Origin of the sequence: Pseudomonas sp. MRSN 12121 (genome assembly GCF_000931465.1) — a bacterium.
Classification (GTDB): Bacteria; Pseudomonadota; Gammaproteobacteria; order Pseudomonadales; family Pseudomonadaceae; genus Aquipseudomonas.
In genome coordinates, this window is sequence record NZ_CP010892.1 from 2,441,894 (window position 1) to 2,468,880 (window position 26,987).

General features: G+C 68.0%; 18 protein-coding genes. 10 read left to right on the top strand and 8 right to left on the bottom strand.

Going from position 1 to position 26,987, the window contains the following annotated elements; translation table 11 throughout:
- The first annotated feature begins 45 nt into the window (after positions 1-45).
- The 3 genes from TO66_RS11315 to TO66_RS11325 all read left to right on the top strand — a co-directional run bounded on the left by TO66_RS11315 (position 46) and on the right by TO66_RS11325 (position 3,083).
- Positions 46-825, top strand: a complete 780-nt coding sequence (locus tag TO66_RS11315; protein ID WP_044462386.1) for an ABC transporter substrate-binding protein — start codon at positions 46-48, stop codon at positions 823-825.
- A 372-nt stretch (positions 826-1,197) separates the two neighbouring features.
- Complete coding sequence (locus tag TO66_RS11320; protein ID WP_044462387.1) at positions 1,198-2,310, top strand: succinylglutamate desuccinylase/aspartoacylase family protein; 1,113 nt, start codon at positions 1,198-1,200, stop codon at positions 2,308-2,310.
- Between the two features lie 56 nt (positions 2,311-2,366).
- On the top strand, positions 2,367-3,083 hold the full coding sequence (locus tag TO66_RS11325) for an alpha/beta hydrolase (protein WP_044462388.1): 717 nt from the start codon (positions 2,367-2,369) through the stop codon (positions 3,081-3,083).
- A 9-nt stretch (positions 3,084-3,092) separates the two neighbouring features.
- Here the strand turns inward: TO66_RS11325 and TO66_RS11330 are convergent, their stop codons facing one another.
- Positions 3,093-3,677 (bottom strand): hypothetical protein, encoded by a 585-nt coding sequence (locus tag TO66_RS11330; protein ID WP_044462389.1) that lies wholly within the window; start codon positions 3,675-3,677, stop codon positions 3,093-3,095.
- 338 nt (positions 3,678-4,015) lie between these two features.
- On the opposite strand from TO66_RS11330, the gene TO66_RS11335 reads away from it, so the two are divergent.
- Entirely contained in the window at positions 4,016-5,335 is a 1,320-nt protein-coding gene (locus TO66_RS11335) for an Nramp family divalent metal transporter (RefSeq protein ID WP_044462390.1), read from the top strand.
- An 81-nt stretch (positions 5,336-5,416) separates the two neighbouring features.
- Here the strand turns inward: TO66_RS11335 and TO66_RS11340 are convergent, their stop codons facing one another.
- From TO66_RS11340 to glcD, 4 genes are read right to left on the bottom strand one after another with little or no spacing between them, the layout of a single operon-like run.
- On the bottom strand, positions 5,417-5,818 hold the full coding sequence (locus tag TO66_RS11340) for a heme-binding protein (RefSeq protein ID WP_044462391.1): 402 nt from the start codon (positions 5,816-5,818) through the stop codon (positions 5,417-5,419).
- A gap of 12 nt (positions 5,819-5,830) precedes the next feature.
- Positions 5,831-7,081, bottom strand: coding sequence for a glycolate oxidase subunit GlcF (glcF, locus tag TO66_RS11345; protein WP_044462392.1), 1,251 nt, complete (start codon positions 7,079-7,081; stop codon positions 5,831-5,833).
- A 15-nt stretch (positions 7,082-7,096) separates the two neighbouring features.
- Positions 7,097-8,161: a glycolate oxidase subunit GlcE gene (glcE, locus tag TO66_RS11350; RefSeq protein ID WP_044462393.1), complete on the bottom strand. Its 1,065-nt coding sequence runs from the start codon at positions 8,159-8,161 to the stop codon at positions 7,097-7,099.
- Positions 8,161-9,660 carry a glycolate oxidase subunit GlcD gene (gene glcD, locus TO66_RS11355; protein ID WP_044462394.1) on the bottom strand — a complete coding sequence of 500 codons (1,500 nt, stop codon included), beginning with the start codon at positions 9,658-9,660 and terminating at the stop codon, positions 8,161-8,163. Before glcD ends, glcE begins: the two co-directional genes overlap by 1 nt.
- A 232-nt stretch (positions 9,661-9,892) precedes the next feature.
- Between glcD and glcC the strand changes: the two genes are divergently transcribed.
- On the top strand, positions 9,893-10,657 hold the full coding sequence (gene glcC / locus TO66_RS11360) for a transcriptional regulator GlcC (protein ID WP_044462395.1): 765 nt from the start codon (positions 9,893-9,895) through the stop codon (positions 10,655-10,657).
- Between the two features lie 98 nt (positions 10,658-10,755).
- Positions 10,756-10,926: a metallothionein gene (locus TO66_RS11365; protein WP_044462396.1), complete on the top strand. Its 171-nt coding sequence runs from the start codon at positions 10,756-10,758 to the stop codon at positions 10,924-10,926.
- 143 nt (positions 10,927-11,069) lie between these two features.
- Here the strand turns inward: TO66_RS11365 and TO66_RS11370 are convergent, their stop codons facing one another.
- Positions 11,070-11,297, bottom strand: a complete 228-nt coding sequence (locus tag TO66_RS11370) for a DUF6555 family protein (protein WP_009048208.1) — start codon at positions 11,295-11,297, stop codon at positions 11,070-11,072.
- Positions 11,298-11,510: 213 nt separating this feature from the next.
- Here TO66_RS11370 and TO66_RS11375 point away from each other — a divergent pair, with 213 nt between their 5' ends.
- The 3 genes from TO66_RS11375 (at position 11,511) to TO66_RS11380 (ending at position 13,729) form a co-directional block, all read left to right on the top strand.
- A complete protein-coding gene (locus TO66_RS11375; RefSeq protein ID WP_044462397.1) occupies positions 11,511-12,290 on the top strand; it encodes a helix-turn-helix transcriptional regulator in 780 nt (259 codons plus the stop codon).
- Positions 12,291-12,560: 270 nt separating this feature from the next.
- On the top strand, positions 12,561-12,734 hold the full coding sequence (locus TO66_RS32520; RefSeq protein ID WP_082061070.1) for a DUF1427 family protein: 174 nt from the start codon (positions 12,561-12,563) through the stop codon (positions 12,732-12,734).
- Between the two features lie 38 nt (positions 12,735-12,772).
- Positions 12,773-13,729, top strand: a complete 957-nt coding sequence (locus TO66_RS11380; protein ID WP_044462398.1) for a zinc-binding alcohol dehydrogenase family protein — start codon at positions 12,773-12,775, stop codon at positions 13,727-13,729.
- 136 nt (positions 13,730-13,865) lie between these two features.
- Here the strand turns inward: TO66_RS11380 and TO66_RS11385 are convergent, their stop codons facing one another.
- On the bottom strand, positions 13,866-14,909 hold the full coding sequence (locus tag TO66_RS11385) for a purine nucleoside permease (protein WP_044462399.1): 1,044 nt from the start codon (positions 14,907-14,909) through the stop codon (positions 13,866-13,868).
- Between the two features lie 23 nt (positions 14,910-14,932).
- Entirely contained in the window at positions 14,933-15,910 is a 978-nt protein-coding gene (locus tag TO66_RS11390) for a nucleoside-specific channel-forming protein Tsx (RefSeq protein WP_044462400.1), read from the bottom strand.
- Positions 15,911-16,431: 521 nt separating this feature from the next.
- On the opposite strand from TO66_RS11390, the gene TO66_RS11395 reads away from it, so the two are divergent.
- Positions 16,432-26,973 carry an autotransporter-associated beta strand repeat-containing protein gene (locus tag TO66_RS11395; RefSeq protein ID WP_044462401.1) on the top strand — a complete coding sequence of 3,514 codons (10,542 nt, stop codon included), beginning with the start codon at positions 16,432-16,434 and terminating at the stop codon, positions 26,971-26,973.
- The last annotated feature ends 14 nt before the right edge of the window (positions 26,974-26,987 follow it).

Here is a 26,987-nt window from a genome sequence, read left to right on the forward strand (position 1 = left end):
TCGAATCTTTCTGCCAATAAGAGCCTCCGTCTACGGGAGTTATAAATGAAGAAGCTTGTACTGTTCGGTGCCCTGGCACTGTCCATGCTGTCCCTGAGCGCCGTGGCCGACGATGCCAAGCCGCTCCGCATCGGTATCGAAGCCGGTTACCCGCCTTTCTCGATGAAGACCCCCGACGGCAAGCTGGCCGGTTTCGACGTGGACATCGGCGACGCGCTGTGCGAGCAGATGAAAGTGAAATGCACCTGGGTCGAGCAGGAGTTCGACGGCCTGATCCCAGCGCTGAAAGTGCGCAAGATCGACGCCATCCTGTCGTCGATGACCATCACCGACGATCGCAAGAAGAACGTCGATTTCACCATCAAGTACTACCACACCCCAGCGCGCTTCGTGATGAAGGAAGGCACCCAGGTCAAGGACCCGCTGACCGACCTCAAGGGCAAGAAAGTCGGCGTGCTGCGTGCCAGTACCCATGACCGTTTCGCCACCGAAGTGCTGGTCCCGGCCGGGATCGACCTGGTGCGCTACGGCTCCCAGCAGGAAGCCAACCTGGACATGGTCTCCGGTCGCATCGACGCGCTGCTGGCCGACTCGGTCAACCTCGACGACGGTTTCCTGAAAACCGACGCCGGCAAGGGCTTCGCCTTCGTCGGACCCGAGTACAACGATCCGAAATACTTCGGTGGCGGCGCCGGCATCGCCGTGCGCAAGGGCGATACCGCCCTGGCCGAGAAATTCAACACCGCCATCACCGAGATCCGCGCCAACGGCAAGTACAAGGCCGTGCAGGACAAGTACTTCAAGTTCGACGTATACGGCGAGTAATCCGCCGAGCTGAACAAGGCGGCCCCGTGCACACGGCGCCGCCTTTTTTGCGCGCGCGATCCTCCTGTAGCCGCTGCCGAGCCTTGGCGAGGCTGCGATCGGGGCACCGCCCCGCAAACCCTGACGACGCGGTACATCTGATAGACCGCGTCGCCCATCCCAGCGCCTGCTTCGCAGGCGATCGCAGCCTCGCCAAGGCTCGGCAGCGGCTACAGGGTTACAGGGTTACAGGGTTACAGGGTTACAGGGCTACAGGGCTACAGGGCTACAGGGCTCCAGCGGAGGGCGCGATACCGGTTGCCGATCTTTTCATGCCGGCGCAAATGCCTCAGTCTACGACCCCCGCCGAATTGCCTTTTGCCGGAGCCCTTCATGCAACGCATCGACCATTCCCTGCCCTGGAGCCACCTGGGCACCCAGCGCCAGCTCAGCGTGTTCCGCTTTGGCAGCGGCAGCCGCAAGGTCTATATCCAGGCCAGCCTGCACGCCGACGAACTGCCGGGCATGCGCACCGCCTGGGAACTGAAAAAACGCCTGATCGAACTGGAAGCTCGCGGCCAGCTCAAGGGCGTGATCGAACTGGTGCCGGTGGCCAACCCCATCGGCCTCGACCAGCACCTGCAAAGCAGCCACCTGGGGCGCTTCGAAAGTGGCAGCGGGAAAAACTTCAACCGCGCCTTCGTCGAGCTCAGCGGCCCGGTGGGCGACCTGATCGACGACCGCCTGGGCGACGACGCGGCGGCCAACGTCACCTTGATCCGCCAGACCATGGCGCAGGTCCTCGACGGCCTGCCGGCTCCGGCCTCGCAGCTCGAAGCCCTGCAGCGCCTGCTGTTGCGCCACGCCTGCGAGGCCGATATCACCCTCGACCTGCACTGCGACTTCGAAGCGGCGATCCACCTCTACGCATTGCCCCAGCACTGGCCGCAATGGCGTTCCCTGGCCGCACGTCTGCAGGCCGGTGTGGCGCTGCTCTGCGAAGACTCCGGCGGCAGCTCGTTCGACGAGTCCTGTTCCACGCCGTGGTTGCGCCTGGCCCGCGATTTCCCGAAGGCGGCGATCCCGCCGGCCAACCTCGCCACCACCCTGGAACTGGGCAGCATGGGCGATACCCGGGTCGAGCAGGCGCAAGCCAACTGCGAAGCCATCCTGGGCTTTCTCGCCGAGCAGGGCTTTATCGACGGCCCCTGGCCCGCCGCCCCGGATACCTGTTGCGAGGGCATGCCGTTCGAGGGCACCCAGTACCTGTTCGCCCCGCACCATGGGGTGGTCAGTTTCCTGCGCGAGGCCGGTGAGTGGGTGGAGCGGGGCGACGCGATCTTCGAGGTGGTCGACCCCTTGCAGGACCTCGTCACCGTGGTGCGTGCCGCCACCAGCGGCGTGCTGTTCGCCCTGGACCGCAGCCGCTATACCGAGCCCGGCATCTGGCAGGCCAAGGTCGCCGGCCGCGAGCCAATCCGCAGCGGCAAACTGACCAACGATTGAGCCCGCTGTTCCTGCGCTCTGCGCAGGAACGCGCCGAGCACCCCTGAGGAGATCGCATGTTCAAGTTTTTCGCCCTGCTGATGCTGTGCCTGTCGACCACGGTCCAGGCACAGACAGTGCTGCACGACGACCTGCCGCTGCGCTATCTGGAGCAGGCCCCGGCCGATTCCCGCGACCGGCCGCTGGTGATCTTCCTCCACGGCTACGGCAGCAACGAAGAGGACCTGTTCGGCCTCAAGGACGCGTTGCCGGCGAATTACATCTATCTCTCGGTGCGGGCGCCGCAGACCCTGGAAGAGGGCAGTTACCAGTGGTTTCACAAGCAGGGCGAGGGCGCCTATGACGGCGTGACCGCGGAGCTGGCGGACAGCGCGCAGTTGATCGGCGAGTTCGTCCGCCAGGCGCTTGCCAAGTACCACACCCGTGCCGACCGGGTGTTCCTGGTGGGCTTCAGCCAGGGCGCGATCATGTCCTACGAGGTGGGCCTGCGTCATCCGCGGGCGGTGCGCGGGATCGCGGCGCTGAGCGGGAAGATCCTGCCGGTGCTGCGTTCGCAGCTCAAGAGTGGCAAGGGCCTGGAGCCGCTGGCGATGTTCATCGCCCATGGCACTGCCGACAGGCGCCTGCCCTATAGCGACGGCTCCGAGGCCGACAGCCTGTTGCGCGGACTGGGCCTGAACCCGCAGTTCCATGCCTACCCGGGCCTCGGCCATGGCATCAGCGACGCCGAGGTCGAGGACCTGAAAAACTGGCTGCTCAGCCTCGCGCCCTGAGCCGGCGGCTTATTTCTGGCCGACGATCTGGCCCACCAGCTTGTCGTGATTGGCCTTGTCGTTGATCCGCGAGATCACCTGCACCACCGCCATGCGGTTGCCCGAGCCGGCCAGCAGGGTCGAGCTCTGGGTCATGCCGCCGCCCTGGGTCGCGGTGCTGTCGATCTGGCGCAGGCCGAGGCCGCCGCGGGTCATGCTTTTTTCGCTCTGCTTGCTGAAGTCCGGCAGGGCTGCCGCCTGCTGCGAGAGGAAACCCGATACCGCGCTATCGAGGAACGAGGCGTCGTTGTCCTTGGCCTGCACCGCATCGGGGATCAGGTTTTCCGCAGCGATCACCACCGTCTTGGTGCTGGCGTTGGTGTACATCGTGCCGGTGGCGCCGGCGGTGCCGCTGGCTTCGTCGCCGGCCGGCAGCGGGTTGGCGATAAACCCCTTGGGCAGGCTGAACGTGAATTTGCCGCCGAGCATCGAGACGGTCTCGGCCTTGGCCTTCTTGCTCGCCGGCTGGGCCGCGGCGGCGTCCAGGGCGCCGAAACCGGCCAGCGCCGCCAGGACCAGGACCAGGACCGCGGCGTGTTTACCGAACAGGGACATGCAGATTCTCCAGTGAGCGTGGGGGCGCGCATCTTCCCACGGCGATCGGGCGGGACTCCAGCGGGATCTGGGGCTTTGGATAAACGGAGTGGGGCGGGGCCGCAAGCGTGGCGGTGGTCATGAGATTTATCGCGAGCAAGCTTCGCTCCTACAGCAAAGCGCGCGATCGTCGGCTATCCCCTGTAGGAGCGAAGCTTGCTCGCGAAAAAATCTCCGCCTCGCACCGCTGTCACTGACCCCACGCCCACCGCCAGCCTTGGTGAAGGGCCGCTTCCCGCTTGGGCCGCCACGCTGAAACGTCTAAGCTGGGCCATCGTTCCAGCCTTCCGGATGCCCGCGTGAAATTCACCCTCCCGAAAATCGGTACCGCTCCCTTCTGCCCGCCGGAAGTCGCCGGCACCATAGTCGTCGACCCCAAGGCCCCGCTGCTCAAGCGCATCCTGCGTTTCGCCGGCCCCGGGCTGCTGATCTCCATCGGCTACATGGACCCGGGCAACTGGGCCACCGCCATCGAGGCGGGCTCCCGCTACGGCTACAACCTGCTGTTCGTGGTGCTGCTGGCGAGCCTGGCGGGCATGGCCGTGCAGTGCCTGTGCTCGCGCCTGGGCATCGCCACCGGGCGCGACCTGGCGCAACTCTGCCGGCAGCGCTACAGCCCCGGCGCGGCGCGCACCCAGTGGCTACTGGCGGAGGTGTCGATCATCGCCACCGACCTTGCCGAGGTCCTCGGCTGTGCCCTGGCTTTTCACCTGTTGCTCGGGGTCTCGCTGACCACCGGGATCGTCATCACCGCCTTCGACACCCTGCTGATTCTCGCCCTGCAGAACCGCGGCTTCCGCCGGCTGGAGGCGATCATGCTGGTGCTGGTGGGCACCATCGGCCTGTGCTTTTTCGTCGAGCTGCTATTGATCAAGCCCTATTGGCCGGACGTGGCGAGGGGCTTCACCCCGTCGCTGACAGCGATCAGCGAAGCGGCGCCGCTGTACCTGGCGATCGGCATCCTCGGCGCCACCGTGATGCCGCACAACCTCTATCTGCACACCTCCATCGTGCAGACCCGCCTGGTGGGCCGCGACGAAGCCAGCCGGCGCGACGCGATCAAGCTGGCGCGCATCGACACCATCGGCTCGCTGGCCCTGGCGCTGCTGGTCAACGCGGCGATCCTGATCCTCGCCGCGGCGGCCTTCCACGGCACCGGGCACACCGAAGTGGTGGAGCTGCAAGACGCCTACCACCTGCTCGACCCGCTGGTGGGCGGGGCGCTGGCCAGCGTGCTGTTCGGCGTGGCCCTGCTGGCTTCGGGGCAGAGCTCGACCTTCACCGGCACCATCGCCGGCCAGGTGATCATGGAGGGCTACCTGAACCTGCGCCTGCCGTGCTGGCAGCGCCGCCTGATCACCCGTGGCCTGGCCCTGGTGCCGGCCTTCGTCGGCGTGTGGCTGATGGGCGACGGCGCGGTGGGCAAGCTCTTGGTGATGAGCCAGGTGGTGCTCAGCCTGCAACTGCCGTTCGCCCTCTACCCGCTGATCCGCATGACCAGCGACCCGCAGCTGATGGGCGTGTTCGTCAACCGCTGGCCGACCCGCCTGCTGGCCTGGAGCCTGTTCGCCATCATCAGCGGCGCCAATGCCTGGTTGATTGCGCAGCTGGTGATCTAATCCCGGCCGCTTCTGTAGCAGCGAAGCGGCTGGTGTAGGAGCGAAGCTTGCTCGCGATGGACCGCGCAGCGGTCCCGGTCGTCAATCCAGCACCTGGGCGGCGAACCGCGCCACCTGCGCATCCTCCCCGGACTTGACCCCGGACACACCGACGGCACCGATCACCTGGCCGTCGAACAGCACCGGCACGCCGCCTTCGAGGGAGGTCAGCAGCGGCGCCGAGAGAAACGCGGTGCGGCCGCCGTTGACCATCTCTTCGTACCCTTTGGATTCGCGGCGGCCGAGGGCGGCGGTGCGGGCTTTTTCCACGGCGATATAGGCACTGACCGGCGAGGCGCCGTCCAGGCGTTCGAGGGCCAGCGGATGGCCGCCGTCGTCGACGATGGCGATGCTCACCGGCCACTGGTTGCGTTCGGCCTCGTCCCGCGCGGCGAGCAGGATGCGCTGGACTTCGCGCTGGCCCAGGATGGCTTTGCTGTGCATGGCGTGCTCCTTTCAGGGGGTAGCGGGTTGCTGGGAAGAATGCAGCGGCGGCAGGGCGGCCTCGACCAGTTCGATCCAATGGCGCACGGGGGTACGTCCGGCGCCGTCGAGGTGGGTCTGGCAGCCGATGTTGGCGGTGACTATGACCTCGGGCCGGCCGCTTTCCAGGGCATTGAGCTTGTTATCCCGCAGTTGCCGCGCCAGGGCGGGCTGGGTCAGCGCGTAGGTGCCCGCCGAGCCGCAGCACAGGTGGCCGTCGGGCACGTCGGTGAGTTCGAAGCCCAGGCGCTGGAGCAGTGCTTCCACGGCGCCGCCGAGCTGTTGCGCGTGTTGCAGGCTGCAGGGGCAGTGGAAGGCCAGGCGCTGATCGCAGTGGGCCGCGAGCTGCTCCAGCGGCTCGTCGCGCAGCACTTGCACCAGGTCCCGGGCCAGGGCGCTGACCCGCTCGGCGCGGGCCGCATAACGCCGGTCGCCGGCCAGCAGGTGGCCGTAGTCCTTGATGAAGGCGCCGCATCCGCTGGCCGTCTGGACGATGGCTTCGGCGCCGTTCTCCAGGTGCGGCCACCAGGCGTCGATATTGCGCCGGGCGCGTTCGAGGCCGGCCTGCTGGGCGTCCAGGTGGTAATCCACGGCGCCGCAGCAGCCGGCCTCGGCCACCGCGGTCACGGCGATGCCCAGGCGGTCGAGGACCCGCGCCGCGGCGGCGTTGGTGTTGGGCGACAGGCTCGGCTGCACGCAGCCTTCGAGCAATAATACCTGCCGCGCATGGGCGGTGGTCGGACGCGGTTTGGCCGGGTGCACCTGGCGTGGCAGCTTGCCTTGCACCGCCTCGGGCAGCCACGGACGCAAGGTAGCGCCGCTGCCGAGCAGCGCCCTGAACAGCGTCGGGTTCGGCGCCAGGGCTCGCAACCCCTGGCGCAGCAGGCGCTGGCCGAGGGGCCGCGGCACGGCGGCATCGACCACCGCGCGGCCGATGTCCAGCAGGTTGTGGTAGTCGACCCCGGACGGGCAGGTGGTCTCGCAGTTGCGGCACGACAGGCAGCGGTCCAGGTGCAGTTGGGTGCTGGCCGTGGCGGCGTGGCCTTCCAGCACCTGCTTGATCAGGTAGATGCGCCCGCGCGGACCGTCCAGCTCATCGCCCAGCAGCTGGTAGGTGGGGCAGGTGGCGTTGCAGAAGCCGCAGTGCACGCAACTGCGCAGGATGCTTTCGGCTTCGGCGGCGCGGGGGAGCTGGCGCGCCTGTTGGCTCAGGGTGGTTTGCATGGGAATGCCCTGGGTTCAGATTTCGGCGTACATCCGGCCGGGGTTGAAGATCCCTTGCGGGTCCAGTTGCGCCTTGAGCTGGCGCTGGTAGCGCAGCAGCACCGCCGGCAGCGGTTGGAACGGGCTGTCGACCAGCCCGTGGCTGTAGCAGGTGGCGTGGCCGCCGGCGCGGGAGACGAGCTCGCGGATGCGCTCGGCCGGCGCCGCGGACTTCAGCCAGCGCTGGGCGCCGGCCCAATCGATCAATTGCCCGCCAGGCAGTTCCAGGGGCCCGGTGTTAGCGGGCAACGACAGGCGCCACAGCGGCAGGCCTTCGTCGAAGAACGGCAAACGCTGTTCGTTCAGATCGCTCCAGTAGCTGGCGGCCAGCGGCTCGCCGCCGAGGCGGTCGCGGGCCGCGGCGACCGAGCCTTCGCCGCCTTCCAGGCGCAGGTGCAGGCGCTCGCCGTCATGGCTGGCGGCGCTGATGGGCAGCGGCTGCCGGCCCCAGTCGGCGAGCCGGGCGAGGGCCCGGGCGCTGTCCATTTCCAGGCTCAGGCCGAGGCACTGGCGCGGCTTGGGCAGGACTTTCAGCGACACCTCGGTGAGCACCCCGAGGCAGCCGTAGCTGCCCGCCAGCAGGCGCGAAAGGTCATAGCCGGCGACGTTTTTCATTACCTCGCCGCCAAAACGCAGGTGCTGGCCGGTGCCGCTGATGACCCGGCTGCCCAGGACGAAATCGCGCACCGAGCCGGCCCAGGGGCGCCGCGGGCCGGACAGGCCGCTGGCGACCATGCCGCCCACCGTGGCGCCGTCGCCGAAGGCCGGCGGTTCGCAGGCCAGCATCTGCCCGGCGGCGTCCAGGGTGGCCAGCAGTTCCTGCAAGGGCGTGCCGGCGCGGGCCGTCACCACCAGTTCGGTCGGGTCGTAGTGGACGATGCCGCGATGGGCGCGGGTATCGAGGACCTCGCCGGCGCCGACGCGGCCGAGAAAGGCCTTGCTGTTGCCGCCCTGGATCAGCAGCGGGGTGTTGCCGGCCAGCGCCCGCTCGACCTGTTCCAGCAGCGCGCCGCTGGCGTCGTTATCCGCATGCGCCGTCATCAGAAACGCTCCAGGTCGGGGAAGGGCAATTGCCCGGCGTGCACATGCATCGCGCCGAACTCGGCGCAACGGTGCAGGGTCGGGATGTTCTTGCCAGGGTTGAGCAGGCCGTTGGGGTCGAAGGCGGTCTTGATGGCATGGAACAGGCTCAGCTCGGCGGCGTTGAACTGGGCGCACATCTGGTTGATTTTCTCCCGGCCGACCCCGTGTTCGCCGGTGATGCTGCCGCCCACCGCGACGCACAGTTCGAGGATCCTGCCGCCCAGGGCTTCGGCGCGGGCCAGTTCGCCGGGCTGGTTGGCGTCGAACAGGATCAGCGGGTGCATGTTGCCGTCGCCGGCATGGAACACGTTGGCCACCCGCAACTGGTATTCGGCGGACAGCGCGGCGATGGCCTTGAGCACCCCCGGCAGTTCGCGGCGCGGGATGGTGCCGTCCATGCAGTAGTAGTCCGGCGACAGCCGGCCCACCGCCGGAAAGGCGTTCTTGCGCCCGGCCCAGAAACGCACCCGCTCGTCCTCGTCCCGGGCCTGGCGCACTTCGGTGGCGCCGGCCCGTTCGAGCACCGCGCGGACCCGGTCGCAGTCGGCGTGGACATCGGCTTCCACACCATCGAGCTCGCACAGCAGGATGGCGGCGGCGTCCACCGGGTAGCCGGCGTGGATAAAGTCTTCGGCGGCGCGGATCGCCAGGTTGTCCATCATCTCCAGGCCGCCGGGAATGATCCCGGCGGCGATGATATCGGCCACCGCGCGCCCGGCTTTTTCCACCGAGTCGAAGGCCGCCAGCAGCACCTTGGCCAACGGCGGCCGGGGCAGCAGCTTGACCGTGACTTCGGTGATGATCCCCAGCAGGCCCTCGGAGCCGGTGAACAGCGCCAGCAGGTCGAAACCCGGGGCGTCCAGGGCGTCGCTGCCCAGGACCAGGCGTTCGCCCTCGACGCTGAGGATCTCCACCTTGAGCAGGTTGTGCACGGTCAGGCCGTATTTCAGGCAATGCACGCCGCCGGCGTTTTCCGCGACGTTGCCGCCGATGGAACAGGCGATCTGCGACGACGGGTCGGGCGCGTAGTACAGGCCGAAGGGCGCGGCGGCCTGGGAGATCGCCAGGTTGCGTACCCCCGGCTGGACCCGCGCGGTGCGGGCGGCGGGGTCGATATGCAGGATGCGGTTGAAGCGCGCCATGACCAGCAGCACGCCCTGTTCCAGGGGCAGGGCACCGCCGGACAAGCCGGTGCCGGCGCCGCGGGCGACCACCGGGACGCGGTGTTCGTGGCAGAGCCGCAGCAGCGCCTGGACCTGCTCGATATGCCGCGGCAGGGCGACCAGCATCGGCGTGGTGCGATAGGCCGAGAGGCCGTCGCATTCATAGGGCTTGAGGTCTTCGGCCCGGTGCAGGAGATCGAGGTCGGGCAGGCGTTCGTTCAGCGCCTTGAGCAGCGCCGTTTTGTCGACCCGCGGCAGGGCGCCGTCGACGCGTTCGTCGTAGAGGATATTCATCGGTGGCTAGCGACCCCAGGGTTGTTTTTATTGGCGGTCGGCGGGCGTGCCGCGCTGTTGCATCATTGGCCCGGCCGGCCTTACTGTCCACGGGGCCGGGCGCTGGTCGAACCAGTTTGTGCGGGGGCCGGGGCCGGGTTTTTTGCAAAAAGCCCGGTTTTTCAGCGAGATGGGCTGGCTATCCGGTCGAGGGTTTTTGGGCTTCGCAGCTGGTCATACCAGTGGGGGACGCATGGGCAACAAGCAATCGGGCCGGCAGCAGGTGGCGGATGTGGTCAGCGAGCGCATCGAGCGGCTGATCGTCGACGGCGTGTTGAAGAGCGGCCAGAAGCTGCCCTCGGAGCGCCGGCTCACCGAAAAGCTCGGGGTGTCGCGCACGGCCCTGCGCGAGGGCCTGAAGCTGCTGCGGGCGCGCGGCATCATCGCCACCGAACAGGGCAGGGGGTCTTTTGTCGCCCCGTTGACGGGGCAGGGCGCCAGCTCGGCGTTGATGCACCTGTTCAGCTCCCAGCCGCGCACCCTCTACGACCTGTTCGAGGTACGCAGCCTGCTGGAGGGCGAGTCGGCGCGGCTGGCGGCGCTGCGCGGCACCGACGCCGATTTCGTGCTGATCGGCCGCGCCTACCAGGCCCTGCTCGATGCCCGCGACCAGCCCCTGGAGGCCTCGGCCCACGCTCGCCTGGACCATGCCTTCCACCTGGCGATCTGCGAGGCCTCGCACAACCCGGTGCTGGTCCAGACCCTGCGCTCGCTGACCGACCTGCTGCTCAATTCGGTGTTCGCCTCGGTCAACAACCTCTATCACCGCCAGGCGCAGAAACGCCAGATCGATCGGCAGCACGCGCGGCTGTACAACGCGGTCACCGGGCGCCTGCCGGAGCAGGCGCGCAGGGCGGCCATCGCGCATATCCAGGGGATCTGCGACAACCTGCGGGACATCGAGAACGAAGAGCAGCGCCTGGTGCGCGCGACCTTGCGCCTGGAAGGCTGGCACTAGGCATCGACCCGCGGGAACCCTGGGGCGGCACGGCGAGTCACTGCTTTAGACGCGGCACCCCGCGCGTCGTCGACGACCACCACCAGAGGAGTCACCCCATGTCCAACGAGACTTGTGCCTGCCCGGGCTGCACCTGCAAGGTCGGCGCCCATGCCATCGTGCGTCACGGCAAGCATTACTGTTGCCAGGCCTGCGCCAGCCACCACGCCAACGGCGAACCCTGCGCCTCGACCGAAGGCTGCGGTTGCGCCAAGGGCGCGCCGCACTGACCGCCCACGCGGGCGCCGGGTGAAAAAACAGTGGAGCCTTGCGGCTCCACTTTCAATGGCGTTACCCGATGCCGGGCCATGGCGGCTGCCGGCCCTGTGCCCACAAGCACGAGGGCCGGCGCGCGGTGCCACGCCGGGCAAGCTCAGGTCGAGGGGCGCCAGGTGACGTTCTCGATGCCGAATTTTTCCGCCAGGGGCTTGCTGGTCTTTTTCACTCGTTCGAGGCCGAAACGGCCGATGCGCCCGACCCCCGCGTCGCAGCTTGCCCAGTGCCAGGCTTCGGCGTTGTCCATCTTTTCCGAGCGGATGATGAAAGACTTGGGGGCGCCGTGCAGGGTGTATTCGATGACGAAAAGTTTTGCGTTGTTCATAAAGCTCTCAATCCTCCCTGTGATGGATTAGTGACTCGCGCGGGCCGGGAAAAATTCACTCGGATTGTCGAACGACGCTCTCAGCGGTCGGGCGGGCGCCCGAGCCGCCCGATGCCGGGCGCTGCGCCGCCTGTGCGGATGTCGTGGCGCGGTTTGCCGGGCGGGGCGGCGGGGTTACCATGGGCGCTTTCCGCTTGCCGACGATGCCTGGCCATGGCCCTTGCCGCTCCCCCCGATCTCAGTGATACCGATGTGCCGGTACAACCCCTGGCGCGCACCTACCCGCGTGGCTTGTTCATCGAGCCCCACGAACATGCCTGGGGGCAGTTGCTGTATGCCATGAGCGGGGTGATGTGGGTCGAGACGCCGAACGAGGCGCTGGTGGTGCCGCCGCAACGGGCGGTCTGGTTGCCGCCGGGGGTGCCCCACGGGATTCGCGTGGTCACCGACCTGCAGATGCGCAATATCTATCTGCGCCCGTCGCTGGCCGCGACCCTCGACAGCCAGGTGCAGGTGTTGCAGGTGGACAACCTGCTGCGCGAACTGATCGTGCGCCTGGTGGAGCATGACGGCGCGCCGCAGCCGGCGTATTACGACGCGCTGGTGAACCTGGCCCTTTTGGAACTCAAGCGCGCCCGGCGTTCGCAACTGAAGATCGTGCTGCCGGACAGTTCCGACCGGCGCCTGGTCAGCCTGTGCCAGGCGGTGATGGCCGCGCCTTCCCTGGACATTCCCTTCGAGCGCCACGCCGAGGCGGCGGGGGCCAGCGTGCGCACCCTGGCGCGGCTGTTCAAGGACAGCCTGGGCGTGGGGTTCGCCGAGTGGCGCCGCCAGGTGCAACTGGCCACGGCGGCCGCCGAGCTGATCCAGGGCGTGCCGGTGGGCACCATCGCCCGCGAGCTGGGTTATTCCCCCGGCAGCTTCAGCGACATGTTCCGCCGGGAGCTGGGGCTGGCCCCGTCGCAATATGCGGCTGGCGAAGCCCGGGCCTGAGCCCCGCGTCTGTCCGGATTCACCGCGGCGCGTCCATCGCGGGCAAGCCTCGCTCCTACAGGTACGAAATAAGGACGGTGTGCCTATCTTCTGCTGTAGGAGCGCAGCTTGCGCGCGATGAACGATAACGCGGTATTCCAGGCACACCGCAGCGGCGCCAGATTGGCCGAAATCCTGAAGTGCTTGGCCGGTTGCCCGGGGCCGCGCTCCCTACACTCCTCGCATGTCCAACCGCCGTTGCCCGGCACGCGGCACTGCCCGGAGTTCGTCATGCCTTACCTCATCTCCCTTGCGATCGGCCTCGGTGTCGGCCTGCTCTATGGCGCCCTGAATGTACGTTCGCCGGCGCCACCGGCCATTGCCCTGGTGGGGCTGCTCGGCATGCTCGCCGGTGAACAGCTGTGGCCCATGGGCCGCCAGCTGATAAGCAACTGGCTGTCCTGAAACCTTTCGATTCCTTATCCCTGTCAATGGAGGCGCTCATGCACGCCCTGCAATTTTCCAATACCGGCGATCTCTCGTCGCTGCGCTATGTCGAAGTCCCCACCCCGGCCCCGGCGGCCGACCAGGTACTGGTGCAGATCAAGGCGGCGGGCCTCAACCCCAGCGACGTGAAAAACGTGCTCGGACGTTTTCCCTACACCACCGTGCCACGGATTCCCGGGCGGGATTTCGCCGGGATCGTGGTGGACGGCCCACGCGAACTGGTGGGCCAGGAGGTCTGGGGCACCGGCAAGGAACTGGGCTTCTACGCGGACGGTTCCCACGCCCAGTACGTGGTGCTGTCGGCCAAGGGCGTGGCGCCCAAGCCGACGCACCTGAGTTTCGCCCAGGCCGCCAGCCTGGGCGTGCCTTACACCACCGCCTGGGATGCCCTGGAGCGCAGCGGAGTGAAAGCCGAGACCACGCTGCTGGTGATCGGTGGCGGGGCGGTGGGCAATGCCGCCCTGGCCCTGGCCAAGGTCCGCGGCGCCCGGGTGCTGGCCGCCGCGCGCCGCCCGGAGCAGGTCAGGGCCTTGCAGGCGCAGGGTTTCCAGGCCGTGCAACTGGAGCGACCGGAGGACCTTGCGGCCCAGGTCAATGAAGTGTTCGCCGGCGGCGCCGAGGTGATCTTCGACACCACCGGATTCTGGCTGCCGGCCGCGGTCGCGGCCCTGGCGCCGTTCGGCCGTATCGCGATCATTGCCGCGCCGGTGGACGGCCACGTGCAATTGCCGGCCCTGGGCCTGTATCGCAAGGGCGGTTCGGTGGTCGGGATCAATTCGCTGCTGTACGGCGTGCAAGCCTGCGCGGCGATGCTCGAGCAGTTCGGGCGGTTTTTCGATCAGGGCTTGTTGCCGCTGCCGCAAGGGCTGTTCGAGTCGCCGCTGGAGCAGGGCGTCGAACGCTACCGCGAGGTGGACCAGGGGCGTGGCGAGAAGGTGATTCTGGTGCCGTAAGCCTGGCGTCGATCTTTGGTTTGGATCGCGAGCAAGCTCGCTCCTACAGGGACGGTGCTGTCGTTGTAGGAGCGAGCTTGCTCGCGATGACGTCAGCCCAGACAACCTCACAAGGAAAGTTGCAGAGCGTTTTCGATCACGCCTGCGGCACGCCTTTCTCCCACGCCGACCAGTTCTTCAGGATGTCCTGCACCAGCGGGTTGCCGGCGCGGAACAGGTTTTCCAGGGCCGGGACGAAACCGCCCTGGTCGGCGTACTTGAGCAGGTTGTCGACCTCGCTGCCGCCCGGCTCGGGGCGGTCGAAGTCGGAGCCGGCACGCACCACCGCCAGGCGCTGGATGTCCACCCGGCCTTCGCGGCTGGCGCGCAGCAGGGCTTCATAGGTCGAGTTGTCTTCCTGCTGGGTGGTGCAGTACTCGCCTTTGTTGTCGGTCAGCAGGCGGGCCCAGGTCTCGGCCCGTTCGCTCAGGCGCGTGCCGGAAAACCAGGTGTTGCCCGCCAGGGTGTCGCACTGGGTGACCACCGGCGGCTGGTTGGCCGGGGCGGCCGGGTACTTGAGGCGCCAGGCCGCCGATTCCTTGCTCTCGCTCAGCGCCACATGGCGCGACAGGGCGAAGGCCTTGGCCTGCAGTTTCGGGTTGAGCTCGAAGACTTCGGTCTTGTAGTCCAGCGGCGGCTTCTCGTCCGGCCCCTTGGTATTGATCCCCAGGTAGCCGGTCGGCCAGTCCTTGGGCGCATCGCGCGAATCCAGTTCCCACTGGGTGCCGAACTCCACCAGGTAATGGGCCCAGGCGGCGGTGCCGATGGTCCCGTGTTTCGGGCTGATGCCGGCGATCCCGGCGATCAGGAAATAGCTCTTGCGCAGGTCGAACTGCGGCGCCAGGGCCAAGGCCAGGGTCGAGGCCGCGGCATTGGTCTGGCCCATGCCGGTGACGAGCAGGCAAACGTCCTTGTCGTTGCAACGAATGACCGGGTACTGCGCCGACAGGCCCGGTACGCGCACTTCTTTTTTCAGTTCCAGGCGCTCGACCCAGTGCTGGGCCTCGGGCGCGAACATGGTGATCAGCACCACCTTGGGCCTGATCGGGTGCGCGGCGGTGTCGCCGGCCCAGGCCGGTGAAGCGAGCAGGGTGCCGCAAGCCAGGCCCAGGGCCAGGGAAAGACGGGTAATCGTGTGCATGAAAGCCTCCATTGCTTGAGTGATCAGAACTGGTAACCGATGCCGGCGTAGTAACCCCAGCCGTTGGAGCGGGCGCGGAAGTCGCCGTCGCCGAAATTCAGTTCGCTGCCGTCCTGCCAGTTGCCGCCGTTGTGGAAGTAACGGCCGACCAGGGTGAAGCGCAGGTGAGTGAAGGAGTAAAGCAGCACATTGGTGGCCACCGTGGCATTGGCGGTGCGGGCCGGGTTGTCCTTGTGCAGGTCCGAGCCGAAGTCGAAGTTGGTGAAGCCGATATAGGTCAGCGACGCGCCGTTGCTGAATGTATCGATGGGCACGATGTACTTGAGCTGGGCACGGTAGCCGTCCCACGAATATTCATTGCTGGCGCCGTAGTTTTCCCACTGGTAGCGCCCGTAGAAGTTGGCCGACAGGTTGACCCGCGAGTGGGTGTCGATATCGGTGCCCAGGCCGCTGTACAGGGTGTTGGCGCGGTTGGCGCTGTTGCTGCCGTGGTCGTAGATCCAGTCGAAGGCCACGTACCACTCCTTGAACGGGCCGATGGCCAGGCTGCGTCCGGCCAGGTAGTCGATGGAGATGCGCGGCTCGTGTTCCATGAACAGCGGCGAGCCGTGGTCCCAGGCGCCCTTGTCGTGGCTGTTGCCGATGCCGAGGATTTTCGGCACATCGATGTAGCCGTACAGCTCGAACGGCCCCTTGCGCCCGAAGTATTCGTATTCCAGGTAGACGTCGTCGGCCGGCTGTGGGCCGAAGCTGATGTCCTTGCTGCCGATCAGGGTCAGGTCCTGGTTGTACCAGTCCGACAGGTAGGCCCCTTTTTGGGGCGCCCTGGCGTCTGCGCTGAGGGTTTCGCCCTGGGCCGAGTCATCGAGGGAGGAGGTGGGGGCGCCAGCGGTTTTTTCCTGGCCCTGGGCGGTGCCACTGAGTACTCCCGTAACGGCGGCCAGTAGCAGGGAAACAGCCAGAGTGCGGTGGGACGCCGGGGAGGTGAAGGGTCGATGCATTGAAAATCCCTGTTCGTGCAAAGGAAGGCCGAGGCTGGCCGGGGGTGAGGCGAACAGGTGGGGATTGTCCGGCCCACGCGTTCGCGCAAACGTTTGCATATGCTGTACCAACTTCGTGGGACGGGTGCGACGGGAGCAAGGGAGGGGCTGGAGATAGTGGCTTAAAGCTATCGATGGCCGAGGGCTGTCGCCCAGCGGACAGGGGGCGGAGCGGAGCAGGGCCTTTGTCAGGAAAAGTGTCTGTTCTGATAAAGGGTTAAATCTATAACTTATTGATAATTAAAATGTTTATCTGTTTTTTAGGCGGCTTTTTCGGTCAATTCTTACCATAGTATTAATGCTATTTAATTCCCCGGTTTCGCCGCTGCCCGTCCAAAGCTCGTCTAGGTTTCTGGCACGAAAGCCATTTTTCGCCACGGTCGGGTATTCGAAGTCGGTGCGTGTTGATTCAGGACGTTGTCGGGGTGAGCGGTACACGCATTCAGGGATGAACGGCTTGGCCCCTTAACAAGGAGTTGAGCGTGGACAAGGTACTGGTCAGAGATGCCGTCAATCGTCTTTCCCCCCTTTCTCTGGCGGTTCGCCTGAGTCTTGCCGGCCTGCTGCTGAGCCTGGCCAGCCCTTCGGCCATGGCCACCTGTTCCACGGTGGGCAGCGTGGTGACCTGTTCCGGGGTCCCGGGCGTGCCGCTGTTCCTCAACGACTTCTCCAGTGCCGCCAACGGCCTGACGGTCAACGTCGTCGGCGGCGCGCAGATGAACGCGACCCTGGGCGGCAAGGTACTGAACCTGACGGGCAATACCCTGACCCTGAACAACGCCGGAATCATCGACCCGGCCGTGCTGGGCCTGGTCTCGGTACTGAGCGGCGGGGCTTTCCTGGGCAGCGGCGCGACGGGCGTGATCAATGTCACCAATACCGTTACCGGGATCATGCGCGGCACCGGGCAAGTGCTCGGCCTGAACCTCAGCAGCCTGGCTGGCGCGGCGCTGAACATCAACAACGGTCCCGGCGGCGCTACCACCATCGTCAACGACGGCACCATCACCTCCACGGGGCTGTCGCTGTTGACCGTGACCCTAGCGGACACGCCGGTGGTGGCGGTGTATGGCGGTTCCCAGGTGAACATGACCAACAACGGCACGCTGGAGGGCCGGGTCGCCTTCGAGAGCTCCGCGGGTGGCAACACCTTCGTCAACAGCGGCTCGATCCAGGGCGGGGTGTCGATGGGGGTGAACAGCACCAACACCTTCACCGCCATCACCGGCTCCAGCGTCAGCGTGGGCGATGGCATCAACGTCAACCTCGGCCTGGGTGGCCTGCCGGGGATCAACCTGACCTTCGCCCCCACCGGCAAGGTCGACGGCGGCGCGGGCGGGATCAATACCCTGATCCTGCAGAACACCCTGGGGCCGGGGGGCGGCACCACCGGCACCGGCACGCTGTCTAGCGACAACTACATCAACTTCAACAACCTCACCCTCAACAGCGGCAACTGGACCCTGCAGGGGCCCGTGGTCAGCGGCAGCACCACTCTCAACGGCGGCATCGCCCAATTCAACAACAGCGGCACCTTCGGCAGCGGGGTGCTGACCAGCAATGGCGGGATCCTGCAAGCCAGCACCGGCGGCCTGACCCTGAGCAACCTGGTGACCCTGGGCGCCGGTGGCCTCAGCGTGCAGGGCGGCAACGACCTGAGCCTGGCCGGCGTGCTCTCCGGCAGTGGCGGCCTGACCAAGAGCGGCGCCGGGCAGTTGAGCCTCAATGGGGCCAACACCTACAGCGGCAACACCAGCATTAGCGCCGGCACGGTGCAACTGGGCAACAACCTGGCGTTCGGCAGCGGCACGGTGAGCATCAATGGCGCGGCCACGCTGTCGACGCCTGGCACCATCAGCCTGAACAACCTGGTCACCCTCAACAACAGCATGATCGCCACCGGCGCCGGCAGCCTGACCCTGGCGGGGCTGATCAGCGGCAGCGGCGGGATCACCAAGAGCGGCACTGGTAGCCTGGCCCTCAACGGCGTCAACAGCGGTTATTCCGGCACCACCACCCTGAGCGCCGGGACCCTGAGCGTGGGCAACGCCAATGCCCTGGGCAGCGGCGGGCTGACCGTGAGCGGCGCCGCCAGCCTGGACAGCAGCGCCGGGGTGAGCCTGGCCAACAACGTGACCCTGAACGCCAACCTGACCACCCTCGGCAGCAATGCCCTGACCCTCGGCGGCGTGCTGAGCGGCACAGGCGGGTTGATCAAGAACGGCAGCGCCGACCTGACCCTGAGCGGCGCCAACAACTATGCGGGGGGCACTTCGCTCACTGGCGGCAAGCTGCTGGTGGGCTCCGCCACCGCCCTGGGCACCGGTGCCCTCACGGCCGGTGCGGGCACCACCCTGGACGCCACCACCGCGCTGAGCCTGGGCAACGCCATCAACCTCAATGGCAACCTGACCCTGGGCGGCAGCCAGGCCCTGACCCTGGGCGGGGTGGTCAGCGGCGCCGGCGGGCTGATCAAGGACGGGGCCGCGGCCCTGACCCTCAATGGCGTCAATGGCTACCTGGGCAATACGGCGCTCAACAGCGGCTCGCTGATCCTCGGCTCGAACACCGCGCTGGGCCTGGGCGCCCTGAACACGGCCGCCGGCACCACCCTGGACGCGAACACTGCCGTGAGCCTGGGCAACGCCCTGAACCTCACCGGCAACCTGAACCTCGGCGGCAGCGCCAACCTGACCCTGGGTGGCCTGGTCGGTGGCAGTGGCGGCCTGACCAAGAACGGTGCGGCCAACCTGATCCTCAACGGCGCCAACACTTTCCTCGCCGGCACTACCCTCAATAGCGGCACCCTGACCCTGGGCAACGCCGGTGCGCTGGGCAGCGGCGCCCTGACCGTGGGCGGCGCGGCGACCCTGGACAACTCCGCCGGCATCAGCCTGGCCAACGACGTCGCGCTCAACGCCGACCTGACCCTGGCCGGCAGCAACGCGCTGACCCTGAACGGCGTGGTCGGCGGCAGCAGCGGGCTGATCAAGAACGGCAGCGCCGACCTGACCCTCAATGGCGCCAACAACTTCCTGGGCGGCACCACCCTCAATGCCGGCTCCCTGACCCTGGGCAGCGGCACGGCGCTGGGCAGTGGCGCCCTGACCGTGGCTGGCGCCAGTACCTTGAGCAGCACGGGCGCGCAGACCGCGAACAATGCGCTGCACCTCAATGCCAACCTGACGGTGAACGCCGCCAGTCCCCTGACGCTGGGCGGGGTCATCGACGGTGCCAGCGGCCTGGTCAAGAGTGGCGCCTCGAGCCTGACCCTGAGCGGCAACAACGCCTACCAGGGCAACACTGTGCTGAATGCCGGCTCGCTGGTCGTCGGCTCCAATACCGCCCTGGGCACCGGCACGCTGAATGCCGCCGCCGGCACCACCCTCGATGCCAGCGCCGCAGTGAGCCTGGGCAATAACCTGAACCTGGGCGGCAACCTGACCCTCGGTGGCAGCCAGGCGCTGACCCTGGGCGGAGCGATCACTGGCGTCGGCGGGCTGATCAAGAACGGCGCGGCCAACCTGACGCTGAACGGCACCAACGCTTACCTGGGCAATACCGCGCTCAACGCCGGCACGCTGATCGTCGGGGCCAACGGCGCCCTGGGCGGCGGCGCGCTGAATACCGCCGCCGGCACCACGCTGGATGCCAACGCCGCGGTCACCCTGGGCAACCAGGTGAACCTGGCCGGCGCCCTGAACATCGGCGGCAGCGCCGACCTGACACTCGCCGGCGCCGTCAACGGCGCGGGCAGCCTGGTCAAGAACGGCGCGGCCAACCTGGTGCTCAACGGTGCCAATGGCTTCCTTGGCGGCACCACGCTGAATGCCGGCACCCTGACGGTCGGCGCCAACACGGCGCTGGGCCTCGGTGCCCTGACGGTCGCTGGCGCGGCGACCCTGGACAGCAATGCGCCGGTGACCCTGAACAACGCCGTGGGGCTCAATGCCAACCTGACCCTGGGCGGCAGCAACCCCCTGACCCTCGGCGGGCTGGTCACCGGCACCGGCGGCCTGGTGAAGAACGGTTCCGGCACGCTGCTGCTCAACGGGGCCAATCTCTATGCTGGCGGCACCACCCTCAATGCCGGCACCCTGACCCTGGGCAATGCCTCGGCGCTGGGCAGCGGCGGCCTGACCGTAGGCGGCGCGGCCACCCTGGACACCGGCGGGCCTTTGACCCTGGGCAACGACATCACGCTCAACGCCGGCCTGAGCATCGCCGGCAACAACAACCTGACCCTGGGCGGGGTCGTCAGTGGCAGCGGGGCGCTGATCAAGAACGGCCTGAGCGATCTCAGCCTGACGGGCAACAACACCTTCAGCGGTGCCCTGGACATCAACGCCGGTAGCGTCACGACCCTGAGCGCCGGCGCCCTGGGCAATACCTCGGGAGTCAACGTCGGCACCGGCGCCAGTCTCAACCTGGGGGCCAACAGTAGCCTGGCGAGCCTGACCGGCAGCGGCGGGGTACAGATCGGCGCAGGCACTACCCTCAGCGTCGGCGGTGTCAGTTCCAGCAGCACCTTCGACGGCAGCCTGAGCGGCAGCGGCGGCCTGACCAAGGTCGGCAGCGGCACCCTCAACCTCACTGGCATCAATGGCCTCACTGGCGCTACCCAGGTCAATGGCGGCACCCTGAACCTCAGCGGCTCCCTGGCCAGCGCCAACGTCGGTGTCGCCAGTGGCGCGACCCTGACCGGCAGCGGCTCCTTGCTGGGCGCGCTGAATGTCGCCGATGGCGCTCACCTGGCCCTGAGCTCGGGCAGCCAGCTCTCGGCGGGCTCGCTGGTCCTGGGCGGCAACGCCAACATCGACGCCAGCCTCGGCGCGCCGTCCACCACGGCGTTGCTCGATGTCGGCGGCAACCTGACCTTGGACGGCAAGCTGAACGTCAGCGATGCCGGCGGCTTCGGCACGGGCGTGTATCGCCTGATCAACTACACCGGCAGCCTGGTCGACCTCGGGCTGGACATCAACAGCGTGCCCCTGGGCTACAGCCTGGGCGACCTGCAGGTGCAGACCTCGGTGGGCAACCAGGTCAACGTGCTGGTGGCCGCGCCGAGCACGAATGTGCGCTTCTGGGACGGCAGCCAGACGGTCGCCAACGGCAGCGTCGACGGCGGCAGCGGGACCTGGAACGCCGTCGGCAGCAACTGGACCTCGGCCGCCGGTTCGCTGAACCAGACCTGGGCCGGCGATTTCGCGATCTTCCAGGGCACGCCGGGCACGGTCACCGTGGACGGCCCTCAAGCCTTCACCGGCCTGCAGTTCACCGTCAGCGGCTACAACCTGGTCAACGGCACGGCAGGGCAACTGGTCGCGGTCAATGGCACGGGGGGCAACACCGCGCTGCGGGTCGACCCGGGCATCACCGCGACCGTCGGAGTGGGCATCGGCGGCAGCGGCACCCTGGCCAAGCTCGACGCCGGCACCCTGGTGCTCAATGGCGCCAATACCTACAGCGGCGGCACCTTGCTCAATGGCGGCACCCTGGTGGTCGGCAACGATTCGGCGCTGGGCAGCGGCCAACTGACCGCCGTCGCCGGCACCACCCTGGACAGCAACGCGGCAGTCAGCTTGGGCAATGCGGTCACCCTCAACGGCAACCTGACGGTGGGCGGCAGCAACGACCTGGCGCTCAATGGCGCGATCGGCGGTAGCGGCGGCCTGATCAAGGCGGGCACGGCCGACCTGACCCTGGGCGGCAACAACAGCTACCTGGGCCCGACCGCGCTGAACGCCGGCGGCCTGATCCTGGCGGCCAACACGGCGCTGGGCAGCGGTGCGCTGAACGCCGCTGCCGGCACCACGCTGGATGCCAGCACGGCGGTCAGCGTCGGCAACGCGGTGAACCTGGCCGGCGCCCTGAACATCGGCGGCAGCGCCGACCTGACACTTTCCGGGCCCGTCAACGGCGCGGGCAGCCTGGTCAAGGACGGCGCGGCCAACCTGGTACTCAACGGCGCCAATGGCTTCCTCGGCGGCACCACCCTCAACGCTGGCACCCTGACCCTGGGCAATGCCGCGGCATTGGGCCTGGGCAACCTGACGGTGGCCGGCGCCGCCACCCTGGACAGCAATACCGGCCTGACCCTGGGCAACAACCTGACCCTTAACGCCAACCTCGCCATCGGCGGCACCCAGGCCCTGACCCTGGGCGGGGTGGTCGACGGCACCGGGCAACTGAGCAAGGACGGCACAGCCAACCTGACCCTCAATGGCGTCAACACCTACCAGGGCGGCACCACCCTGAACGCTGGCGGCCTGACCCTGGGCAACGCCGCGGCCCTGGGCAGCGGCGGCCTGACCGTGGCGGGCAGCGCAACGCTGGACAACAGCGCACCCCTGGTACTGGCCAACGACCTCAACCTGAATGCCGGGTTGACGCTGGCCGGCAGCAACGACCTGACCCTGGCCGGCACCCTCGCGGGCGGCGGCACCCTGACCAAGAACGGCGCGGCCGACCTGACCCTCAGCGGCAACAACACCTTCAGCGGCCAGTTCAATGTGGCGGCGGGCAACCTGAATACCCTGGGCGGTGCGGCGCTGGGCAGCAACGCCGGGGTCAACCTGGCCAGCGGCACCCAGCTCAACCTCGGTGGTTCGGCGAGCCTGGGCAGCCTGACCGGCAGCGGCACGGCGCAGGTGGGCGCGGGCAGCACCCTGAGCATCGGCGGCAATAACCTCAGCAGCACCTTCGGCGGCGACCTGAGCGGCAGCGGGCAACTGAGCAAAGTGGGCAGCGGCACCCTGACCCTGGGCGGCGTCAATGCCCTGACCGGCGACACCAGCATCAACGCCGGCACCCTGAACGTCAGCGGTGCCCTGGCCAGCGCCAACGTGCTGGTCAACAACACCGGGACCCTGACCGGCACCGGCAGCCTGGGCGGCGCGGTAACGGTCGCCGACGGCGGGCACCTGAGCCTGACCGGCGGCAACACCCTGACGGTGGGTTCGCTGGTGCTGGCGCCGAACGCCAGCCTCGATGTCGGCCTGGGCACGCCAAGCGCGGGCGGCGGCACCTCGCTGCTCAATGTCGGCGGCAACCTGACCCTCGACGGCACGCTCAACGTCAGCGACATCGGCGGCTTCGGCAGCGGCGTGTACCGCCTGATCAACTACACCGGTAGCCTGACCGACAACGGCCTGGTGGTCGGCAGCGTGCCGGGCAGCGTAGTGCCCGGCGACCTGCAAGTGCAGACCGCGGTGGGCAGCCAGGTCAACCTGCTGGTGACCGCGCCCAACACCACGGTGCAATTCTGGGACGGCAGCCAGTTGACCGGCAACGGCGCCATCGAGGGCGGCAGCGGCACCTGGGCCAGCGGCACCAGCAACTGGACCAACGTCGACGGCACCCTCAACCAGAGCTGGGGCAACAGCTTCGCGGTGTTCCAGGGCGCGGCCGGCAACGTCACGCTCGACGGCACGCAAAGCATCACCGGCATGCAGTTCGTCACCGACGGCTACACCCTGCTCAACGGCACCGCCGGCACGCTGAACGCGGTCAATGGCGCCACCGGCACTACGGCGGTCCGGGTCGATCCGAACGTCACCGCCACCATCGGGGTGGACATCAACGGCGCCGGCACCCTGGCCAAGCTCGACAGCGGCACCCTGGTGCTCAACGGCAACAATGGCTACACCGGCGGCACCGCGCTCAACGGCGGCAGCCTGGTGGTGGGCAGCAACAGCGCCCTGGGCAGCGGTGTGCTGACCGCGGCCAACGGCACCACCCTGGGCAGCAACGGCGCGGTCAGCCTGGGCAATGCCGTGGTGCTCAATGGCGGCCTGAACCTGAGCGGCGCCAACGACCTGGCCCTGACCGGCGTGGTCAGCGGCAGTGGCAGCCTGATCAAGAACGGCCCGGCGAACCTGACCCTCGCCGGCAGCAACACCTACCAGGGCGGCACCCAGCTCAACGGCGGCACGCTGACCCTGGGCAACAACGCGGCTATCGGCAGCGGTGCCTTGAACGTCGGCGGCAACGCCCAGCTCGACAGCAGCGCGGCGTTGCAACTGGCCAACGCCATCAACCTGGGCGCCCAGCTGACCCTGGCCGGCACCCAGGACACCGCCCTCAGCGGAGCCATCGGCGGCAGCGGCAGCCTGGTCAAGAACGGCAGCGGGGCCTTGCTGCTCAGTGGTGCCAACAGCTACACCGGCGGCACCACACTCAATGGCGGCAGCACCACCGGCGATACCTCCAGCCTGACCGGTGCGATCCTCAACAACGCGGCGCTGACCTTCGCCCAGAACGGCAATGGCACCTACAGCGGCAACCTCACCGGCAGCGGCACGCTGACCAAGAGCGGCACCGGCCAGCTGGTGCTGACCGGTAGCAACAGCCTCACCGGCGCCACCAGCGTGCAGGCCGGCTCGCTGCGGGTCGACGGCAGCCTGGGCAGCACCACGGTGGACGTCGCGTCCGGCGCCAGCATCGGCGGCAGCGGGCAGATCGGCGGCACGCTGCAACTGGCCAGCGGCGCCAGCCTGAGCGCCGGCGGCGCGGCCACGCCACTGTCGGTCGGCGCCCTGAACCTGGCGTCGGGGACCAGCCTGGACTTCACCCTGGGGCAAGCCAGCAGTTCGACCACGGTGGTCGACGTGGCCGGCAACCTGACCCTGGACGGCACCCTCAACGTCACCAATGGCGGCGGGTTCGGCGTCGGCGTCTACCAGCTGTTCCGCTACGGCGGCAGCCTGACCGACAACGGTCTGGTCTACGGTTCGTTGCCGGCGGGCGTACTGCCGGCGAGCCTGACCCTGCAGACCGCCCTGGCCAACCAAGTCAACCTGCTGGTGCAGGGCACCCCGGGCGAAGTGCAGTTCTGGAACGGTGGCAAGACCACCGCCGACGGCACCATCACCGGCGGCAGCGGCGTGTGGGGGCCGGGCACCAACTGGACCGATCCGAACGGCACCCAGAGCCTGGGTTCCAACAACCAGTTCGCGGTGTTCGGCGGGCAGGGCGGCACGGTCACCGTGGTCGGCAACCAAGGCTTCACCGGCCTGCAGTTCCTCGACCCCGGCTACAACCTGGTCGCAGGGGAAGGCGGTAGCCTGAGCCCGACCAACGCCGCCGACGGCACCCTGGCCGCCGTGCGGGTCAATGCCGGCGTGACCGCGCAGATCGATGCGCCGCTGGTGGGCAGCGGCGGGATCAACAAGCTCGATGCCGGCACCTTGCTGCTGACCGGGGCCAACACCTACACCGGTGGCACCACCGTCAGCGGCGGTACCCTGGCCGGCAACACCACCAGTCTGCAAGGCCGCATCCTCAACAACGCCCGCCTGCTGTTCGTGCAGAACCGGGCAGGGCGCTTCAATGGCGTGCTCAGCGGCACCGGCAGCCTGGTCAAGCAGGGCAGCGGCCTGTTGTTGCTGACCGGCAACCAGCCGTTCAGCGGCACTGTCGCGGTGGAGCAGGGCGAATTGCAGGTCGGCGATCGCAGCACCCCGAGCGTTTTCGCCGGACAGGTCACCGTGGCCAACGGCGCGGCCCTGAGCGGCAATGGCAGCGTCGGTTCCCTGGACAACCACGGCGTGACCCGCTCGGGCGGCGCTGCCGGGACCCTGAGCGTGGCGGGCAACCTCAGCAACGCCGCGGATGGCCTGCTGGACCTGAGCGTCGCCGCGCCGACCAGCACACCGCTGGCCGTGGGTGGCACCGCGACCCTCGGCGGGGCGCTGCAAGTCAACGCTCTGGCGCCGTTTACCGGTAACACCCGCTACTCGCTGATCACCGCCGGCGGTGGCGTCAACGGCACCTTCAGCAGCGCCAGCCTGCCGTCCCTGGCGTTCCTCGATACTGCCCTGGTGTACAGCCCCAACCGCGTCGACCTGGCGGTCAGCCGTAACCAGACCGCCTTCGCCGACGTCGCGGCCACCTCCAACCAGCGCGGTGTGGCGGCGGCCCTGGAGCGTTACAGCGGCGAAGAGGGTTCGGGCGGCGACCTGCTCAACGACCAGATCCTCAACCTGAGCCGCGCCTCGGCCCGCAGTGCGTTCGACAGCCTGTCCGGCGAGATCCACGCCAGCACCGCGAGCTCGCTGCTCGAGGATTCGCGGCACATCCGCGATGCCCTCAACGACCGCATGCGCCAGCCGGGTTGCGGCACCGAGGAGGATGAACTGCGGCGTACCCTGGCCCCCGGGGAAAACCGCCTCAGCCGCGAAGGCTGCCAGGGCCAGGACGAACTGGTCGGCTGGCTGCGGGTGCTCGGTTCCTGGGGCGACATGGAAGGCAACAGCAGCACCGCCGGCCTGGACCGCAACCTGTCCGGCCTGATGCTCGGCACCGATCGCCAGTTCGGCGAGCAGTGGCGCGGCGGGGTCGCGGCCGGCTACACCCACAGCAGCATCGACGCCCAACGGCGCCAGTCCGACGCCACCATCAACAGCACTCACCTGGCGGCCTACCTCAACTCCCAGCACGACGCTCTGGCGGTGCGCCTCGGCGCTGCTTACAGCTGGCACCGGATCAGCACCAAGCGCAACGTCAGCGTCGGCAGCTACAACGACCGCCTGAAAGCCAACTACAACGCGCGCAGTGCCCAGGTCTTCGGTGAGGTCGGCTATGCGCTGGAGGCGGCGGGCCTGGCGCTGGAGCCTTTCGCCGGCCTGGCCTACGTCAACTACGACAGCGATACCGGTCGTGAAAAAGGCGGGGCCGGGCGCCTGAGCGCCGAGTCGAGCCAGGACATCACCTTCTCCACCGTGGGCCTGCGGGCCGGCAAGCGCATCACCCTGGGCAACGGTTCGCAGATCACCCCGCGCGCCGCCCTGGGCTGGCGCCATGCCTATGGCGATACCAAGCCCGATGCCGACCTGACGTTCATCGAAGGTGGCGGTTCGTTCAGCACCCAGGGCGTGCCGATCGCCCGGGACAGCGCGTTGGTCGAGGCCGGGCTGGATTACCAGATCAGCCCTGCGGGCAAGCTGGGCATCGGTTACTCCGGCCAACTGTCCCACAGCAACCGCGACCACGCGATGACCCTCACTTTCTCCCTCGGTTTCTGATCACCGCCGAGGTT